Source organism: Snodgrassella sp. B3882 (assembly GCF_026535915.1).
Classification (GTDB): Bacteria; Pseudomonadota; Gammaproteobacteria; order Burkholderiales; family Neisseriaceae; genus Snodgrassella.
In genome coordinates, this window is sequence record NZ_JAFNPF010000001.1 from 1,800,263 (window position 1) to 1,818,955 (window position 18,693).

The following is an 18,693-nucleotide window of genomic DNA, read 5'->3' on the forward strand; positions in this document are numbered from 1 at the left end:
AAAACCAACTTACCTCTCACTATCCTGATTGGGGACTCGCGAAAATATACCGACAAGTAAAAATTTCAGCTAAACCATGAGCACTTCCCTTAAATAAGATCATTTATGGTGGTGGCTTAGCAGCGATTTAATGGCTTTTTTTTAGCAAACTGTCAAGCTCGTGTAATATAGAATCAGACATATTTCTTATCATCATGGCTTATGGGCGATAATCTGATTATCATCAGTTTAACTACGCTTATAAACCTATTTCAGACCCAATCTTCATTGTTTTTGGTGATCGATAAGGACAAAATATTATTTATCTGCAACCAAGTACTTTTCATTAATTTTTTTAAAATACTTAACCACCAGTTTTCGCCATAATTCGTATTATCTTTTCAGGGTGTTCATTAAATTCATGCTTTTCCGGTTTTAAATCAATCGCCTGCCTTATCGCCTGTTCCAATTCAGCATCAGAGCATCCAGCTTGCAGTAATGGTTTTAAAGCGACACTATGCTCCTGTCCCAGACACAAATATAGCGTACCATCTACAGTCATGCGAACCCGATTACAAGTTGCGCAAAAGTGTTGTGATCGTGGAGTAATCAGACCTAAAGTAAATCGACCATCAGCACTTTCCCAATATTTGGCCGGTCCACCACCATAAATACGATTAGATTTATGTAACTGATATTTCGGACGGAGATTTTCGATTAATTCCAACAAATTGAAATAATCTTGTTTCCAACCGCTTTTCCCCATTGGCATCACTTCAATTAGACGCAAAATGAACCCATTGGCGATACAAAAACCAACCATTTCCTCAATATCATCAATATTGACCCCCGGTAAGGCAACCATATTAATCTTGATTTGCTCAAACCCAGCAGCACGAGCCACCTGCAGACTTTTAATGACCTGCTCATAACTATCCTTGCCTGAAATAGTCTGCACACATTCACGGCGCAAAGAATCCAGACTGACATTGAGCCGATTAAGTCCGGCGTGACGCAAATCGTACGCGAAGCGACTCAATTGCGTCCCATTAGTCGTCAACGACAAATCCTCTACCCCAGACAATACCGCCAGATTGGCCACCAGTTGAGACAAATTTTTGCGCAACAATGGTTCACCACCGGTTAACCGGAAACGCGATACACCTAAACGAGCAAAAGCACCAACAACCCGTTCTATATCTGCAAAAGACAGCCAATTTGCCGGTTTCTCAAACTCAGTAAACCCTTGTGGAATACAATAAGAACAACGTAAATCACATTTATCAGTCACCGAAATGCGTAAATAATCAATACGTCTATGGAAGCGGTCAATCAACATGTGTGAGATAATTGCCTTTTAATAGAGAAATCATTGTAGTAAAAGACAAAGTCTTGCAGCTATTAAGAAAAACCCATTTTATCCCAGAATCAGAGCAGAATCCAAATGCATTTTATTTCCCCTATCTGCCCAAAAAAACGAAAAACACGGCATAATAAAACTTTATTCAATTAACCATAGCCAACATGATTACCGTTACCTATTTGGCACGTTTTGCCGAAGAGCTGGGACTGACACAAGAACAGATCGATTTTAACTTTCCCGATAGCGATGCATTACTGAGCCATTTACGCCAGCGTGGCGAACCATGGCAACAAGTGCTTGCGGGCGAAAAAGTCTACAAAATTGCTGTGAATAACGTCATCCAACATACCAACACCGAATTAAAAGATGGCGACAACATAGCCCTGCTGCCACCGGTAACAGGAGGCTAACTTGCATACACGCATCGTCATACAGACTGAAGAATTCAATCTGGCTGAGGAAATCTCACAAGCACAAAGCTATGCAGATGATATTGGCGCATTAGTGAGCTTTGTCGGACTCGTTCGCGGTAACGATCAGCCACAAAACCCCTTAAGCCATTTACATTTGACCCATATGCCCATAGTAACCGAACATGAGATCAGCAAAATTATTACCCAAGCGGCACAACGCTGGTCATTAACCTATGCCTGCGTGATTCACCGCGTAGGAGAACTTGCAGTTGGTGCGCCAATCGTTTTAGTCCTCACAGCCAGCAGCCACCGGCATGAGGCTTACTTAGCAAATCGTTTCATCATGGATTTTCTGAAAACTGAAGCACCATTCTGGAAAAAAGAATACTATATTAATGGCGAGCAACGCTGGGTAGACATGAAACAAAGCGATCAGCAACATACCTTATCATGGCAATAAATTCTAAACTTGGAATAATTATTCTCGCTGGCGGACTGGGTAAACGTGTCGGAGGCGCCAACAAAGCATTAATGATGCTTCATGGGCAACCTATGCTTCAGCAGGTGATACAGCAAATCAAAGATTGTAGTGAACACATTATCATTAGTGCAAATCGTGATATAACATTGATCCAGCAATATGGTTATCCCGTCTGCTCTGACTTACCAACATATCGTCACATGGGACCGTTAGCCGGCATCATCAGCGCAGCAACCCTGTTGCCACCTCAGATCGATTTCATACAAATTGTGCCTTGTGATTTGCCTTTCATTACCAGCAACATCATCGAACATCTTTATCAGCAATTGCATCACCAACCTGAACTTCATATTGTCTATGCCGCCGACCCCAGCAAGCAGCATCCTATCGTCTGCCAAATGCGTCGTCATCATCTGACAAAAGTTGAACAGCAACTCAACAGTACAGGTAAACACAGCATGCGCTCAATCATCGAACCCTACCCACATAGTATCGTAACCTTTAACAATAGCATCCCCTTCACCAATTACAACAATAGCGCCATGTTTGCCAGCTGCGCTAGGGAGTAACAAACCATGATGGATTTTTATCAAGGTCAGCAGAACCTATTACAACAAGCCGGCCGTATCGTTGAAAGCGAAACAATTCCAATCGATCAGGCATCAGGTCGCATACTGGCGCAAACACTTAGTGCCAGTCTGGATGCGCCCGCTTTTAACAACAGCGCCATGGATGGCTATGCTATTTGTGGATTGAAATCTAAAGAATGGCAACTAATAGGTACTGTGGCTGCCGGGGACCCACAGCAAATCAAATTGCAGTCTGGTCAGGCCGTACGTATTTATACTGGAGCCCGAATTCCAGAAAATACCGATGCAGTTATCATGCAGGAAAATATTAGCATCATTGCTGATAGTATTAAAAGCACTCAAATGCCCAAAGCTGGTGAAAACATCCGTTATCAGGGTGAAGAGCTTCATCAAGGAGATACCCTGCTGCAAAATGGTGCCTTTTTAAATGCACAAGCAATTGGATTAGCTGCTGCACAAGGAGCCAGACAATTACAGGTTTATCAAAAATTACGTGTCATTATCTTCACCACTGGAGATGAATTAGTCAGCGATAATAGCGATCGAAAACAAAACCAAATCTACGACTGCAACCGCCCCATGCTGTTCGCCGAGCTAAAGCAACACGCCTTTATCGAACCCATTGATGGAGGTATTTTGCCAGATGATTTGGACACCATCACCACTACTCTTGCTCAAGCCGCGAGCACCAATCACAGTATCATCATTTCTGGCGGTGCCTCAGTCGGTGATCGCGACTTTGTTAAACCAGCAATCGCCCAACTCGGCCGCATCGAACAATGGAAATTAGCCATCAAACCGGGTAAACCCTTTGGTTGGGGTAGGATCAAACACTGTCAGATTATGCTATTACCTGGTAATCCAGTTGCCAGCTTTGTTACCTTCAAATTGCTTGGTCTCCCTGCACTACACAATGCAGCTGGTCGCCTCCAAACCGATGCACTGCCCCAAAGTTACCAAGCCAAAGCAGCCTTCACCATCTTGCCTAATCAGCAAAAACGCCGCCAATTTCTTCGCGGTACATTACGCTTTACGGATACTGGACCAGAAGTACAACCACTGATCAAGCAAGGTTCACATATGCTGTCTGGCTGTGTACAGGCACAAGTATTGATTGATATTCCTGCCGAAACAAACATTGAACCAGGCCAATGGCTAACGGTATATCCGATATAATTAAATAATCCAATTCCAGCCCAAAAGTCTGTTAAACAAACAGGCTTTTCTGGAATTTATCTGTTATCCACAATAGCTTGCAATATTGATCAAATTTATTAATCTGCTATGTATATCTTAGCTTAGTAAAAATATAACCAACAATTTGGTCCTGCCTAACTTTTGCTTAAAGATAAAGTGATGCAATAAGCAAATCACAGCCAGAGTAAATTATTTAACTTCAAATACAGTAATAGTGACTGGGCGTCTATTTGATAGCTAATTCAACTACATTTACCGGATGAATATGCTAATCAAACGCATCGGATAAGAGCGCTAATTAACTCACCTTCATTGTTCAAGCAATGATCAATGCCACTACACCACTCAATAATCTCGACAATTAGATTAACAGCATATTTAACATATCAATATCTTGATCTGTCCGTAATTCTTTATCACCATAGGCTCGCACTTCTAACTCTCCCTACTAAAATCTGTTTACCCTCTAATTTTTAAAGTTTACCTATCAGACTTGCTTTTAAACTATTATCAACATCTGGATTAAATTTAGGTATAACACGAATGAGCGCACAAGCAATTAAAAATAGCCCCACTCACAATAGGTAAACACAGTTTTTATTTGCATGACTATTTTCCGAATTGACTGAATAACAGTTATACCCAAAGTATACAAATATTCCCTAACAACTAAATACAAAGCATGATTGCTTACTTTGTTACACATGCTAAGAAAGTCATTGCTTTATTCTACATTGACGCAAAATATAGATGGCGATAGCGATTAAAGTCATCATTTGCACTAAACTATTTGAATAAAATAATTATTAAAAATCATGATTTACTTTAAATCATTTGGATGTGTTTAATATAATACAATAATTTATTTATCATAATCATTAACCAAAATTTTATTATTTTTCTCCATCTTTCTAAATAAGACCCAATTCAACATGCCGGATAACAGCATAATTGGTAAATTTGGTTGAGAAAGCCTGATAATCAACTCATCGAGACTTTTTTGATAAATGGATTTTCTTAAACATGACAATTTTTACTGTCAAAATTTTATGACGGTATAAATACAGCGAGTCAAAGATATCATCATGTCTTCTGCAAAAAATCATATTGATGTATCCGCCTATGACAATATACTTTGCTCATTAATACCAATTCAAAAACTATATTCCACGAATTCTTGTCTGTTTTAGCTCTTGTTTTCGTTAGTGCATAAAATTTATTTAATATCTATTACGTCATGTGAACAAACATGATTATCTATTTAAATGAAAATTAGGAATATTTTATTCTTTATGAAAATACGTAGCATAATTCATCACTAAAGCTATAACCAGAATGAAAATATTTTCATATTGTGCATAAGGGTTAGGAATTTCAGGAAGAACTTTAGCATACTCCAAGGGTAGATTTATATCTGGATTACTCGGATCGTAAATGATTGTTTCAGGGCTATACGCTGAGTCGTTACGTCCAGGATAATAACGCATTCCTTTAAAAAAATATCCTTCACTAAAAACCAATAAATTATTGTTTCTATATGTTATTCCATTTACTTCAAAATAATACTGATAACGATAAATCGGCGGCAAATTTGATTTATAAGAGCCTCTGACTTGGTCATAAAATATGATTTTCCCTTCTGTAATACACTTCTTATCTGGACAATTTAACGACAATAGATACTCTGCTTTTTTTTGTAAAGGTATATATTTCTTGTATTTACCATTAAAACTACCGATTATACAAAGAAAACTCAGCCCCAGCATAAAAGGGCCTATTAACAATATAAAATATTTTACAAGTGGGCGTTCAGTATCTATTTTATCGTTCATATTCTCTGTTAATTTAAATTTATATAATTTTGTTATAATATATTATTTTTTGACAGAATTCATTTATTATTTTTATTAATCATTAGGTAACGTGTCGGTTTAAAGCTTGAGTACAATATCATGATGAAAAAAAAGAATTGGTTCTACCACAACGCCACTGTTATTCGCACAATCGATTGCGTTAACCCTAACAGTTAATGTATTTTTTATTAAAGTTTTTTCTACATAATAGCCTTTATATTAATCAGATATATTGCACCCGCTTAAAAGCAGTACAAGACCGGTTATGATTAATAAACGGCTGTTAATCATGGTTTTTCATTTAATCAGGTTTTGGCTGGAATTCACATTACTCTTTTTCCGCGCGCTCTCAACTCTTCTCGCCGTTTTTCCGCCATTTCATAAAAATTTATTTAATATCTATTACGTCATGTGAACAACCATGATCGTCTATTTAAATTGAAAATTACGAATATTTTATTCTTCATGAAAATACAAAGCATAATTCATCACTAAAGCCATAATTAGCATGAAAATATTTTCATATTGCGCATAAGGGTTTGGAATTTCTGGAAGAACTTTAGCATACTCCAAAGGTAGATTTATATTTGGATTATTCGGATCGTAAATGATTGTTTCACTGCTATAGGATGATTCGTTATTTCCAGGGTAATAACGCATTCCAGTAAAAAAATATCCTTCACTAAAAACCAATAAATTATTGTTTCTATATGTTATTCCATTTACTTCAAAATAATACTGATAACGATAAATCGGTGGCATAAATGTTTTATATTTGCTTCTGGCATGGTCATAAAATATAATTTTCCCTTCTGTAATACACTTCTTATCTGGACAATTTAACGACAATAGATACTCAGCTTTTTTTTGTAAAGGTATATATTTCTTATATTTAGCATTAAAATCACCGATTATATTAAATAAACATAGTCCCAGCATAAAAGGACCTATTAACTTTATAAAATATTTTACAAGTGGGCGTTCAGTATCTATTCTATCGTTCATTTCTCTGTGAGAGTAAATTTATATAATCTTGTTATAGTATATTATTTTTTGACAAAATTCATTTATTATTTTTATTAATCATTAGGTAACGTATCATTCTAAAGTTTGAGTACTATAGTCATGATAAAAAATAGATTGGTTCTACCACAACGCCACTGTTATTCGCACAATCGATTGCGTTAACTCTGACAGCTAATGTATTTTTTAAAGTTTTTTCTACATAATAGCCTTTATATTAATCAGATATATTGCAACCGCTTAAAAGCAGTATAAGACCGGTTATGATTAATAAACGGCTGTTAATCATGGTTTTTCATTTAATCAGGTTTTGGCCGGAATTCACATTACTCTTTTTCCGCGCGCTCTCCGCTCAGCATCACGTTTTTCCGCCAGTGCATAAAAATTTATTTAATATCTTTTACGTCATGTGAACAACCATGATCGTCTATTTAAATTGAAAAATACGAATTTTTTATTCTTTATAAAAATACAAACCATAATTCATAACTAAAGCCATAATTAGCATGAATATATTTTCATATTGCGCATAAGGGTTTGGAATTTTAGGAAGAACTTTAGCATACTCCAAGGGTAGATTTATATTTGGATTATTCGGATCGTAAATGATTGTTTCACTGCTATACGCTGATTCGTTATTTCCAGGGTAATAACGCATTCCAGTAAAAAAATATCCTTCACTAAAAACCAATAAATTATTGTTTCTATAAGTTATTCCATTTACTTCAAAATAATACTGATAACGATAAATCGGTGGCTTAAATGTTTTATATTTGCTTCTGGCATGGTCATAAAATATAATTTTCCCTTCTGTAATACACTTCTTATCTGGACAATTTAACGACAATAGATACTCAGCTTTTTTTTGTAAAGGTATATATTTCTTGTATTTAGCATTAAAATCACCGATTATACTAAATAAACATAGTCCCAGCACAAAAGGACCGATTAACTTTAGAAAATATTTTACAAGTGGGCGTTCGGTATCTATTCTATCGTTCATATTCTCTGTTAGAGTAAATTTATATAATTTTGTTATAGTATATTATTTTTTGACAAAATTCATTTATTATTTTTATTAATCATTAGGTAACGTATCATTCTAAAGTTTGAGTACTATAGTCATGATAAAAAATAGATTGGTTCTACCACAACGCCACTGTTATTCGCACAATCGATTGCGTTAACTCTGACAGTTAATGTATTTTTTATTAAAGTTTTTTCTACATAATAGCCTTTATATTAATCAGATATATTGCAACCGCTTAATAGCAGTATAAGACCGGTTATGATTAATAAACGGCTGTTAATCATGGTTTTTCCTTTAATCAGGTTTTGGCCAGAACTCACATTACTCTTTTTCCGCGCGCTCTTCGCTCAGCATCACGTTTTTCCGCCTGTATTGCTAAATAAGTACCATAAGTCGGGGTTCCTCGGTCTTCCATGCACCGACGATACATGGGTTCATTAAAAACTGTGTTTTTATAACCTTTCCTTTCAAGTCGATTTTCCGGTTTAGAAGCCAATTCTGAACAATATGCAGCATTTTGTTTTCTTAACTCTTTCTTTTCTGGTGATTCGGCATTTAAGTAAGCCTCACTCTCTTTAAGATATTCTTTAATTGAAGATCTTTCTACATAATAGCCATTATACCAATCAGATATATTGCAACCTGTGAATAGTAAACTTAAGCCTGTTAACCACAATAATTTGATCTTAGCGCGGCGGAACTGCATTTTTCCCCATATTTAAAATACTTCGGTGATGACTGCTATTGGTACGATTTATAACCGGATCATATTGTTAAAATCTTTTTTTTCATATACGAATATCTTATTGAATACTAACCATAATTCAATTTATCCTGACAATAGTTATTGCAGTTTGTCATACTGCAATAACTATTTTCAAATTTATATCAGATATAGCATTATTATAAAAATATCTCCCCGCACGCTCTCTGCTTTAGCATCACGTTTTTCCTCCTACCTTGCTACATAAGTTATATAAATCGGGGTGCAGCGGTATTCCATGCAATTATTATTATCACGCATATTTGGCCGGAATTCACATTACTCTTTTTCCGCGCGCTCTCCGCTCAGCATCACGTTTTTCCGCCTGTATTGCTAAATAAGTACCATAAGTCGGGGTTCCACGATCTTCCATGCACCGACGATACATGGGTTCATTAAAAACTGTGTTTTTATAACCTTTCCTTTCAAGTCGATTTTCCGGTTTAGAAGCCAATTCTGTACAATATGCAGCATTTTGTTTTCTTAATTCTTTCTTTTCTGGTGATTCGGCATTTAAGTAAGCCTCACTCTCTTTAAGATATTCTTTAATTGAAGATCTTTCTACATAATAGCCATTATACCAATCAGATATACTGCAACCTGTAAATAGTAAACTTAAGCCTGTTAACCACAATAATTTGATTTTAGCGCGGCGGATCTGCATTTTTTCCCCATATTTAAAATACTTCGGTGATGACTGCTATTGGTACGATTTATAACCGGATCATATTGTTAAAATCTTTCTTTTCATATACGAATATCTTATTGAATACTAACCATAATTCAATTTAACCTGTCAATAGTTTCTGCAGTTTGTCATACTGCAATGACTATTTTCAAATCTATACCAGATATAGCATTATTATAAAAATATCTCCCCGCATGCTCTTTGCTTTAGCATCACGTTTTTCCTCCTACCTTGCTACATAAGTTATATAAATCGGGGTTCAGCGGTATTCCATGCAATTATTACTATTATCACGCATATTTGGACCGGCATTCACATTACTCTTTTTCCGCGCGCTCTCCGCTCTTCTCGCCGTTTTTCCGCCTGCCTTGACGTATAAGTGCCATAAGTCGGGGTTCCGCCGTCCTCCATACATTTCGAATACATGGGTTCATTAAAAACTTTGTTTTTATAACCTTTCCTTTCAAGTCGATTTTCCGGTTTTGAGGCCAATTCTGTACAATAATCATCATTTTGTTTTCTTAATTCTTTCTTTTCTGGAGATTCGGCGTCATAGAAAGCTTCACTCTCTTTAATGTATTTTTTTATTGAAGACCTTTCTACATAATAGCCATTATACCAATCAGATATACTGCAACCTGTAAATAGTAAACTTAAGCCTGTTAACCACAATAATTTGATTTTAGCGCGGCGGATCTGCATTTTTCCCCCATATTTAAAATACTTCGGTGATGACTGCTATTGGTACGATTTATAACCGGATCATATTGTTAAAATCTTTTTTTTCATATACGAATATCTTATTGAATACTAACCATAATTCAATTTAACCTGACAATAGTTATTGCAGTTTGTCATACTGCAATAACTATTTTCAAATCTTTATCAGATATAGCATTATTATAAAAATATCTCCCCGCACGCTCTTTGCTTTAGCATCAAGTTTTTCCTCCTGCCTTGCTACATAAGTTATATAAATCGGCATTCAGCGGTATTCCATGCAATTATTACTATTATCACGCATATTTGGACCGGCATTCACATTACTCTTTTTCCGCGCGCTCTCCGCTCAGCATCACGTTTTTCCGCCTGTATTGCTAAATAAGTACCATAAGTCGGGGTTCCACGATCTTCCATACAAAGACGATACATGGGTTCATTAAAAACTTTGTTTTTATAACCTTTCCTTTCAAGTCGATTTTCCGGTTTTGAGGCCAATTCTGTACAATAATCATCATTTTGTTTTCTTAACTCTTTCGTTTCTGGAGATTCGGCATCATAATAAGCATCTCTCTCTTTATGTGCTCTTCTTATGGCAGCGGTTTCGGCATAATAGCCATTATACCAATCAGATATACTGCAACCTGTGAATAGTAAACTTAAGCCTGATAACAACAACTTAATCTTAGCGCGGTGGATCTGCATGATATCTCTTTCCTTCAAAGTTAAAATAACGTTTGCCATTTACTTCATGTATCGGAATATGGGTGGTATTAATAAGTCTATGTGTCCATTTGTTGTATGTTCTCACCGTACCAAACCTATCAATCAAATTGATATTGCCGTTAGCATCGATTACATATGCCTGAGCAAGAGTTGGATTGATTAATCGACCATTCTCATCCCTATTGATATTGCCTCCTACTGATTTTTCAATTTTATCAAACTCAGGATTTGTAATCGGTTTACCAGTATTTCTATCAATATATTTATTACCATTTTCATCTTTTAGATATTCTTCAAGGTAGTAGTGACCATTATAACTGCTGTGACTATAACATGAGCCAAACGGATTACCTATACATTCTCCTGCTGTTTTTAGATTCATCCCAACCAAGCGACCAACAAAGTCAGTATTGAGGTTGGACAAAAATAGTGTGCTGCTGATCCCATCCTTATCAACCCAACCATTATCTTGGAGCTGGGCAAATGCACCTATTTGGTTCGCTGCTGGGCCTAATACTTTGGTAGCGGCAATGGGCACATTGGTTACATTCTTCCTATTTATTAGGTAAGCCATGCTGATTTTGTCCGTCATTGATCCACGGCTATGGTTATTGCCCATGATTTCTGTGCCGGTCTCTTTGGCCAACTGTTTAAGAATAGCATTGGTTTTTTGTGCATTGGATAAAGGCAGTCTACCTCCCAACCACTCATTAATTTTATCGTAGAAGGCATATCCACCTACTTCGCCTAACCCAGGGACAACTTCAACAGTGGGGTTATTAATCACAACATACAGATTGCCATTCTTTGCTGCTTCTGGGTTTTGTTTGACTGCGTTTCTAAAGGCGGCTTCTTCGTTATTGTAGATACCCGGATTTGATACGAATATTGCTTTGCCATCCATGATTTCTCCGTAATCATAGATCTCTATTGCCGTTCCATCAAATGGGGCATTTTTATTCTCTTCTTTGGTCAGTTTGCTTCCATCACTGGCTGCTATGGCATCCTGAGCATTATTGATGTCTTTACAAAAATACTGTTCTGCCGATCCTGAACAGCTAACTTTGTAGACTTTACCGGCAGTGATGTGTTTGGCAGCGTTTTTAGCATAATCGGCGTGTAAGGCCACTGTTTCTAAGACAGCAGTACCGAAATCACCTGCCCATAATATGCCAAGGGCAGTATCCAGATAGGCAATATTCTGTTCCATCTTGCGCCCTTCTTTTTCTAATTCGATGCTTTTTTCTGTTCTGAGACCGTTATGTTTTTTCCGCTCTTCTTCGGCTTCTTCATATTTTTTACGTGCCCGTTTCAGCAGTTCTTTTTTTAGATCTTGTCGATTTTGATCAAATTCTTGGCTGACTTCGCGTTGTAAATCTAGTTCTGCCTGAACTTTGTCTTTATCGAAGTTGTTAGCCAGATATCCGGCTTTATTGGCATAGTTATCGCTGTTAATATCAGTGTGAATGGCCGCAATGGTAGCAGCAGTTGATTTACCGCTACGCTGTTGCTGTGCATCGGCATCGGTAATGCTGATGTTGCTGGTATTGATGCCACTATGGGTTGTACTATTGCTATGACCACTATCACGTCCAAATCCCATGGATTTGTTTACACCTGTATCGCCTTGATTGGCTAGGTGGATGGTGTCATTCTGACTTGGCTGATCTTGCCCAAGTGCTGAGCCACTGATGGTAACTCCGCCACCAAATCCAAAGCTGCTACCTTTGTAATCGCTGTGATTTTCTATATCGCTGTAGGTAAGGCTGCCGGTGGTGAGGCGGTTTTTACCCGACGCTTCGGCTGCTTGTGTTGAGGTGATGATGGCACCTTTAAGATCGGTATTGCCTTTGACGTTAATCTGGTAGCCGTCATCACCAGCGATGATGCCACTTTGTTCGGTCACGCCGGCATAATCAGCTTTAATTTTGCTTTTACTATAGCTGGCTGAGCCAGAGGCACCATAGCCTACAGTTACTTGCCCACTGATGTTTTCCTGCTTGCTGTCATATTTAGCGGTGTCTTGCAAGCTTTCGACGTTCAGTTCGGCGGCATCAATGCTGACGCCTTTGCCGGTTACTTGTGCGCCTCTGATGTTGGTAGCACCTCCACTGATGATGCTGGTGTGACCACTGCTACTGCCAATATGGGTATTGCGGTGGCTGGTTTCGTCGCCATTACCATGACCCCGTCCATAATTACCACCTGCGGTAACACCAAAGGCAAATCCATCTGAACCATAGCTGATGGCTACGCCGGCATTCCAGCCACTGGATTTGTTTTTGCTGCGCTCGCTGTGGCTTTGTTCGGCTGCCAATAGGTTAATTTCGTTGTCTGCTTGTAAATAGGTCCCTAAGTTTCCACTGACATCAGAACCAACTATGTTGATATTGGAATCTTTGCCGGCGCCGGTAGCCAATAAGTTAACTTGTCCTCCTGCGTATATTTGACTAGCAGATGCCATAGTGGTTTCGCTATGGCTTTCCTCTCTACTTTTTTGTTGTCCAACGGTTACGCTGACACTAACATTTTTAGCTGTCTGCGGATTGTTAAGATCTTGAATGGCATTAGCGGCTTTATAAGCATCCATGCCTGCATTAAAGGCTGCCATGGCATTAACACGCTTGTTTTTGCTTTTACCAACTCGATTATAGGCAGTGGTAGCTGTTTGAACAGCATTTATTACTGGGACATTGACTGCTACTGTTAAACCGCTTTGTTTATAAGTATGAAGATAATCGTTGATATACTGATCTTGTGCAGCAGCGATATCTATCTGTTTAGCAACTATGTTTATATTGCCTTGGGGTGACATGACTGTACTGCCAGTTTGATGGTAATGATTACCGGCAATAATGGTGGTATTACCCTTTAGGCTACCAACTGTGCTGCCGCTGTGTGAGGTGCTAACATCGGTTGTCGTCGTGGCATCACGCATATTACCAATGGTAAACCCAATACCTCCTGAGCTCATAAAGCCGGATTTTTTCTTAACAATTTGACTACTACTCAAATAATGATCTTTGGCAGCATTGATGGTTATGTCTTTACCTGCTTTTAGGTGTGTTTGATTATCTGAAATTATATTACTACCTTGTATATCAATGTCATTTTCAGCCTGTAAATGAACATGAGCGCCGGTGATGTTACTGGCTATGCTGGTATCGCTATTGCTGCTAATGCGCACATCTTTTGTGGACTTAGACATGAGACCGCTGTGTTCTTCGTGGTAGGCTAAAAGATTATCGGTAGTGGCACGACCTTCTTCTATATTGATGTTTTTACCGGCTTTAATGGATACGGTACCGAAAAGGCTATCTATATCCGCTGCGCGAATATGTGTATTACGCTGACTTTGGGTGATGATATCGCCGGTAGCTTGGATGAAGGTTCCGATTTCGGTGGTACTGGCATTTTTAATTTGATTTTGTTCAGATTCAAAACCATGATCCATCCGGCTATTGGTAACTGTGGATAGGTTGATGTCTTGTCCAGCTTGTAGGTAGATGACGCCATTGCTGCTAACATTACTTGCAGTTAAGTTTATATCTTTTCCTGCTTTGGCACTTAACTGGCCGTCTTTGGTAGTCACATAAAGTCCGGCAAACCGATCGGTATTTTCCGCTATGAAGTGGCTTTGATCTATATGATTTTCGGTTTTGCGGGTTGTGCTGTTGCTATTAATATTGTTATCTGCTTGAAGTAATAACATATTGCCCGCAATAATCTGCCCACCAATATTATTAATATCATTTTTGGCTTCTAAATTGACGATATCACTGTATATCTGCCCGCCAAGGTTATTGATATTTTGTGCACCAAGATCAATCAGTTTACGACCGGCAATGGTTGCATTATTGTTCAGATCTCCTTGCAGTTTCATCTGAATAACATTGGCACTAATTAAAGTTCCGCTGGCATCCAAATCTCCTGGACGGGTAACAACATATATTTGGGGTACGAGTGCTGTCGTTTGACTGCCATCTGGCAAGGTAATGGTTTGGCTAACCAACCAAACAATGTCAGTTGTCAGTCTGGCTACTTGTTCAGCACTCAAGGCGATTCCAGGGGTTAGGTTCATGGTTTTACCCACGCTGATACCCGCATCCATAAGTGCTTTGAATTGTTCTTCGTTATTACTATAGTTCTCCAGTCGGACTTTGCCGGTTAGGCGGGCTATCTGTTCGCTGATTAAACGTTGCTCATAGTAGCCATCTCCCAATCGCTTCTGCATGTTATCTGGGCTTTGTCCAAAAGCGTTGAGCATGTAATCACTACCAAGCCACTTACTACCGTTGATAAATGCCGGATCCGTTTCGATTATAGGTCGATTGTTGTTATCTTTGTTGATGCTGAATAAAGACTGATTGGGTAGGTTGGTATTGGGGCTAATCGTGCTAATTTCCTGAGCTTGATTTTGGTCCCCAGTATTGATTTTAATAGTACTAATGGTTGCTGAGGTGGCTGCTCCAGGTGCACTAGCTCCAGTGTAATGGTCATCATATTTAACTATGTTGAGTTTGATTGGCGTAACTTGATCAGCCGGATTATAAGGCACAGGATCACTCCAGTCTGAAACATGACCGGTACCTTTCGAATTCCAACCTACTGAATGATGTTTGGATATCCCTTTTTCAATGACTCGATGTTCACCTTCAGCATCAATATTGTTAACCTGATTTTGACTAATTTTTATGCCATTGGCTAATATTTGACTTTTATCGTTGGTTAGGGTTTGCCCATCTATTGTCAGTAAACCACCTGATATTATTTGAGCTGGGTCGCTTTCATCAACATAGGTTTGTGTTTCGTAGTGAGTGTATTCATATTGGGTATAGTCTTCGTATTCAACACCGTCAAGATAGATAGTGGTTGCATGACCCCAACCTGTTACATGGGAAGAGTCCAATATCTCATTGTGACCATCAGGCTGATAAGCAATAACTTTTTTGCGCGAACCGGGAACTTCTTTTACTGAGGAAGAAAAATGTAAATTGCGATTGGTCAGTTTATTGGTTCTCAAGGTCATGTCACCACCAGATCGAATCTGGGCACTGGCATTATCTAAGCTATTGGCAAAACCGCTTGCCTGTTGTTTACTATCTAAACTTCCTCCAACCCATAAACTGCCTTCACTGGATAAAAGTGCATGTTCGCGATTAACGATATTTTTAGCACCTATATCTAATCTTGATCGTGCAGCAATAGAGGCAGCCGAAATTTGCTGATTAATGTTTTCTTCCTGATTAATCAGGCTGTCAGCAGAAATAGCAATATGGTCACCATAAATTCTGCCTGTACCTATGTTGTTTAAGGTATTACTTGCTTCAAGCCAAGCTAAGCCATTGCTGTTAATCAGTCCTCGGTTAATTATATCGGTTTTGGCATTGATATGAGTACGATTATTACTTTGAATAATACCTGTATTTCGATTATCTATATTGTTAGCTTGAATGGTGATGTTTTCACCACTTTCTAATTTATGTAAATTGGTTATATCACCCTGGGTATTCAAGGTTAGATTGTGACCAGCTTGTATGTCCGCATCAATTTGGAAATTATTGATAAGATTTATTTCTAAATTTTCTCCTGCAGCCAGTTTACCAGGGTTGTACAATGATTTTGCTTGGATAGTGGCATTTTTTCCGGCCAAAATTGAACCCGCATCACTATTATCTATGGTCAATGAATGACGGTTATCATCATGTATGGTTAAATCGTTAACTGAACTTATTTGCCCGCCCTGATTATTGAAATGAGTATTAATGTTGGCGTTTAGTTGTTTATTGCTGCGAATAGCACCTTGCCGATTATCCAAAGTATTGGTGTGTATAGATATATCTTCGGCATCGATAGAACCATGCTGATTGTCGATTGCTTTACTATTAATTTGGGCATGGGAACCAACAATTATCTGACCTTTGCTACTGTTGTTAATTTGATCAGAAAGGATTGTTAGGTTGTTCTGCGCAGTAATTAGGCCATCATTACTGTTATCCAGTTGGTTGCTCTGAATCTCTATCTCTTTAGCTGATTGTATTTTTCCTTGACGATTGTCTAAGTGCTGACTACGAATATCTAATGTTTCGCCCGTGATTAATGTGCCGAGGCGATTATCAACACTATTGGTGGACACTTGCATTTGATTCGCCGTTAATGTGCCATGCTGATTGTCTAATAGACCCCCAGTCACATTGAGTTTATTCAAATTTAATGTAGCATAGTTATTTAAGCCATGAGTTGAAGTTAGATCAATACCACCATTGGCAGTAATTTGACCATTATCATTAATGATTTTACCTCTGGCATTGATTTGACCACTGGAAAAACTTGCCGGAATTTTATGACCACTACTTTCTGCAGCAGCAACGGTTCCACCACCTCCTGTAGCTGTGGTTGGCGGTTTGGTCGTGTTTTCCTGATTGTTATTGCCAGAAGCCGATTCTTGATCACTTTCCAAAGGCGTATAACCAATTAAACCTGCATTGATGTTTTCAAGACTGTCTCCATCTAGCGATAGCCCCTGCAAGCCAACTTGAACAATTTTACCTCTAGTATTATTTAATTCATGGGTAGCAATATCTATTCTGCTGGCATTGATTTCGCCTTGGTTGTCCAGATTATGCTGGTTGCGGATATTCAGCTCATCTGCACTGGTGATTAAGCCACTATTTTTTAGCTGCTCGCTTTGCAGCTGCATTTTGCCCTGACTGGATACGGTGCCACTGTTTATGATGCTTTGCCCTTGTAAGGCCGCTCCTGCTTGGTCGCCTCCGTTTTGTGCTCGGTCTGCTGCTACGATGCTACCACTATTACTCAGTTTCCCATCCGCACTGATTACCACCCCTCCAGCTCCGGCAAAGATCTGCCCAGCATTGTTCACACCAACCCCTTTTTCGCTGCTGATGAGGCTGATTTTGCCAGCATACATTCCGCCTAACTGGGCTGTATCTATGGCTATACGCTCACGGCCGTTTGGGTCTGACTGAATCTGGCTGATCTGTCCATCGCTGCTAAGGTCATTGCTGCCAGCTATGATGCTCAGGTCGTTTGCCCAGATACCTGCATTGATCTGGGCGGCTTTGCTCAGCAAACGGGTATAGTCGCTGCCACTGCTATCCAGACCTTGTCCGTTGATACTGATGTTGCCTTCGCGTACTTGATAGCCGTTTAGTTGTCCGTTGTTGATGATGGGTTGACCGGTGGTCAGCGTGACACCCGCTGCGTTGATGAAGCCACCTCCGTTGACGTTGATGCCGGATGGGTTAGCCATGATGACTTCAGCACGACGTCCGGCTACTTCGATGTAGCCATTTAGTTGGCTTGGGTTGCGACTGTTGATTTGGTTAACGATGATTTTGGCTTCGCCTCCAGCCAACCATGGATTGCCCTGAACCCATCCACCTAAGTGGGTGCGGGTGTTTTTACGGCTGTTGTTGAGGATGGCACCTTTTTGATGAACGTCAAACTGGCGGTACTGGTTGAGGGATACACCTTTTTTGCTTGGGGTTTGGATGTTGACCTGGACGGTACCATTGGCGCTTTGTACGATGTTGGGGCGCTGGTTTTTAGGGGCGGATGGATCGACATGAATATCAGCGGCTATGGCATGATCTAATACCACGCAGATACCCAGCCCCAACAAGATGGCACTAGTCAGCACGGGGATGCTAGCCAAAAATTGTTTGAACACGCTATGCTCACCTGCACTCCGATCTGCTGGACTTTTACCATTGCTGACGGTGTTTTCGGCTACGGCCATCATTTGACCACGATGTTTGTTGAAAATGACTTTATAGCGTGTTTTGTTCATAATCTATCCTTAATGAATAAGATATTTCTAAGTTTAAGCAAGAATATGTTTTAG

Annotated in this window: 13 protein-coding genes; 4 read left to right on the forward strand and 9 right to left on the reverse strand. The window is 38.9% G+C overall.

What is annotated here, in order from left to right; translation table 11 throughout:
• Positions 1–343: 343 nt before the first annotated feature.
• Positions 344–1,318, reverse strand: coding sequence for a GTP 3',8-cyclase MoaA (moaA, locus tag J3U68_RS07565; RefSeq protein WP_267375825.1), 975 nt, complete (start codon positions 1,316–1,318; stop codon positions 344–346).
• Positions 1,319–1,503: 185 nt separating this feature from the next.
• On the opposite strand from moaA, the gene J3U68_RS07570 reads away from it, so the two are divergent.
• From J3U68_RS07570 to glp, 4 genes are read left to right on the forward strand one after another with little or no spacing between them, the layout of a single operon-like run.
• Positions 1,504–1,752: a MoaD/ThiS family protein gene (locus J3U68_RS07570; protein ID WP_267375826.1), complete on the forward strand. Its 249-nt coding sequence runs from the start codon at positions 1,504–1,506 to the stop codon at positions 1,750–1,752.
• Between the two features lies 1 nt (position 1,753).
• Positions 1,754–2,215, forward strand: a complete 462-nt coding sequence (locus J3U68_RS07575; protein ID WP_267375827.1) for a molybdenum cofactor biosynthesis protein MoaE — start codon at positions 1,754–1,756, stop codon at positions 2,213–2,215.
• Positions 2,206–2,805, forward strand: a complete 600-nt coding sequence (locus tag J3U68_RS07580) for a molybdenum cofactor guanylyltransferase (protein WP_267375828.1) — start codon at positions 2,206–2,208, stop codon at positions 2,803–2,805. The genes J3U68_RS07575 and J3U68_RS07580 overlap by 10 nt, the downstream gene beginning before the upstream one ends.
• A gap of 6 nt (positions 2,806–2,811) precedes the next feature.
• Complete coding sequence (glp, locus tag J3U68_RS07585; protein ID WP_267375829.1) at positions 2,812–4,002, forward strand: gephyrin-like molybdotransferase Glp; 1,191 nt, start codon at positions 2,812–2,814, stop codon at positions 4,000–4,002.
• A 1,304-nt stretch (positions 4,003–5,306) separates the two neighbouring features.
• Here the strand turns inward: glp and J3U68_RS07590 are convergent.
• The 8 genes from J3U68_RS07590 to J3U68_RS07625 form a co-directional block, all read right to left on the reverse strand.
• Positions 5,307–5,855 carry a hypothetical protein gene (locus tag J3U68_RS07590; protein WP_267375831.1) on the reverse strand — a complete coding sequence of 183 codons (549 nt, stop codon included), beginning with the start codon at positions 5,853–5,855 and terminating at the stop codon, positions 5,307–5,309.
• A gap of 477 nt (positions 5,856–6,332) precedes the next feature.
• Positions 6,333–6,881, reverse strand: coding sequence for a hypothetical protein (locus J3U68_RS07595; RefSeq protein WP_267375832.1), 549 nt, complete (start codon positions 6,879–6,881; stop codon positions 6,333–6,335).
• Positions 6,882–7,353: 472 nt separating this feature from the next.
• Positions 7,354–7,902: a hypothetical protein gene (locus tag J3U68_RS07600; protein WP_267375834.1), complete on the reverse strand. Its 549-nt coding sequence runs from the start codon at positions 7,900–7,902 to the stop codon at positions 7,354–7,356.
• 343 nt (positions 7,903–8,245) lie between these two features.
• On the reverse strand, positions 8,246–8,635 hold the full coding sequence (locus tag J3U68_RS07605; protein ID WP_267375835.1) for a hypothetical protein: 390 nt from the start codon (positions 8,633–8,635) through the stop codon (positions 8,246–8,248).
• 331 nt (positions 8,636–8,966) lie between these two features.
• On the reverse strand, positions 8,967–9,356 hold the full coding sequence (locus J3U68_RS07610) for a hypothetical protein (RefSeq protein WP_267375836.1): 390 nt from the start codon (positions 9,354–9,356) through the stop codon (positions 8,967–8,969).
• Positions 9,357–9,692: 336 nt separating this feature from the next.
• Positions 9,693–10,082 carry a hypothetical protein gene (locus J3U68_RS07615; RefSeq protein ID WP_267375837.1) on the reverse strand — a complete coding sequence of 130 codons (390 nt, stop codon included), beginning with the start codon at positions 10,080–10,082 and terminating at the stop codon, positions 9,693–9,695.
• A 336-nt stretch (positions 10,083–10,418) separates the two neighbouring features.
• Positions 10,419–10,805, reverse strand: coding sequence for a hypothetical protein (locus J3U68_RS07620; protein ID WP_267375838.1), 387 nt, complete (start codon positions 10,803–10,805; stop codon positions 10,419–10,421).
• The gene (locus tag J3U68_RS07625) at positions 10,786–18,639 is read right to left on the reverse strand and encodes a hemagglutinin repeat-containing protein (RefSeq protein ID WP_267375839.1); all 7,854 of its coding nucleotides are present in this window, start codon (positions 18,637–18,639) and stop codon (positions 10,786–10,788) included. The genes J3U68_RS07620 and J3U68_RS07625 overlap by 20 nt, the downstream gene beginning before the upstream one ends.
• Between the last annotated feature and the right edge of the window lie 54 nt (positions 18,640–18,693).

What these genes read in the sequence shown, in the direction of transcription:
- moaA (WP_267375825.1), bottom strand. Translation starts at nt 1,318, where the DNA reads ATGTTGATTGACCGCTTCCATAGACGTATTGATTATTTACGCATTTCG.
- J3U68_RS07570 (WP_267375826.1), top strand. Translation starts at nt 1,504, where the DNA reads ATGATTACCGTTACCTATTTGGCACGTTTTGCCGAAGAGCTGGGACTG.
- J3U68_RS07580 (WP_267375828.1), top strand. Translation starts at nt 2,206, where the DNA reads ATGGCAATAAATTCTAAACTTGGAATAATTATTCTCGCTGGCGGACTG.
- glp (WP_267375829.1), top strand. Translation starts at nt 2,812, where the DNA reads ATGATGGATTTTTATCAAGGTCAGCAGAACCTATTACAACAAGCCGGC.
- J3U68_RS07590 (WP_267375831.1), bottom strand. Translation starts at nt 5,855, where the DNA reads ATGAACGATAAAATAGATACTGAACGCCCACTTGTAAAATATTTTATA.
- J3U68_RS07595 (WP_267375832.1), bottom strand. Translation starts at nt 6,881, where the DNA reads ATGAACGATAGAATAGATACTGAACGCCCACTTGTAAAATATTTTATA.
- J3U68_RS07600 (WP_267375834.1), bottom strand. Translation starts at nt 7,902, where the DNA reads ATGAACGATAGAATAGATACCGAACGCCCACTTGTAAAATATTTTCTA.
- J3U68_RS07605 (WP_267375835.1), bottom strand. Translation starts at nt 8,635, where the DNA reads ATGCAGTTCCGCCGCGCTAAGATCAAATTATTGTGGTTAACAGGCTTA.
- J3U68_RS07610 (WP_267375836.1), bottom strand. Translation starts at nt 9,356, where the DNA reads ATGCAGATCCGCCGCGCTAAAATCAAATTATTGTGGTTAACAGGCTTA.
- J3U68_RS07615 (WP_267375837.1), bottom strand. Translation starts at nt 10,082, where the DNA reads ATGCAGATCCGCCGCGCTAAAATCAAATTATTGTGGTTAACAGGCTTA.
- J3U68_RS07620 (WP_267375838.1), bottom strand. Translation starts at nt 10,805, where the DNA reads ATGCAGATCCACCGCGCTAAGATTAAGTTGTTGTTATCAGGCTTAAGT.
- J3U68_RS07625 (WP_267375839.1), bottom strand. Translation starts at nt 18,639, where the DNA reads ATGAACAAAACACGCTATAAAGTCATTTTCAACAAACATCGTGGTCAA.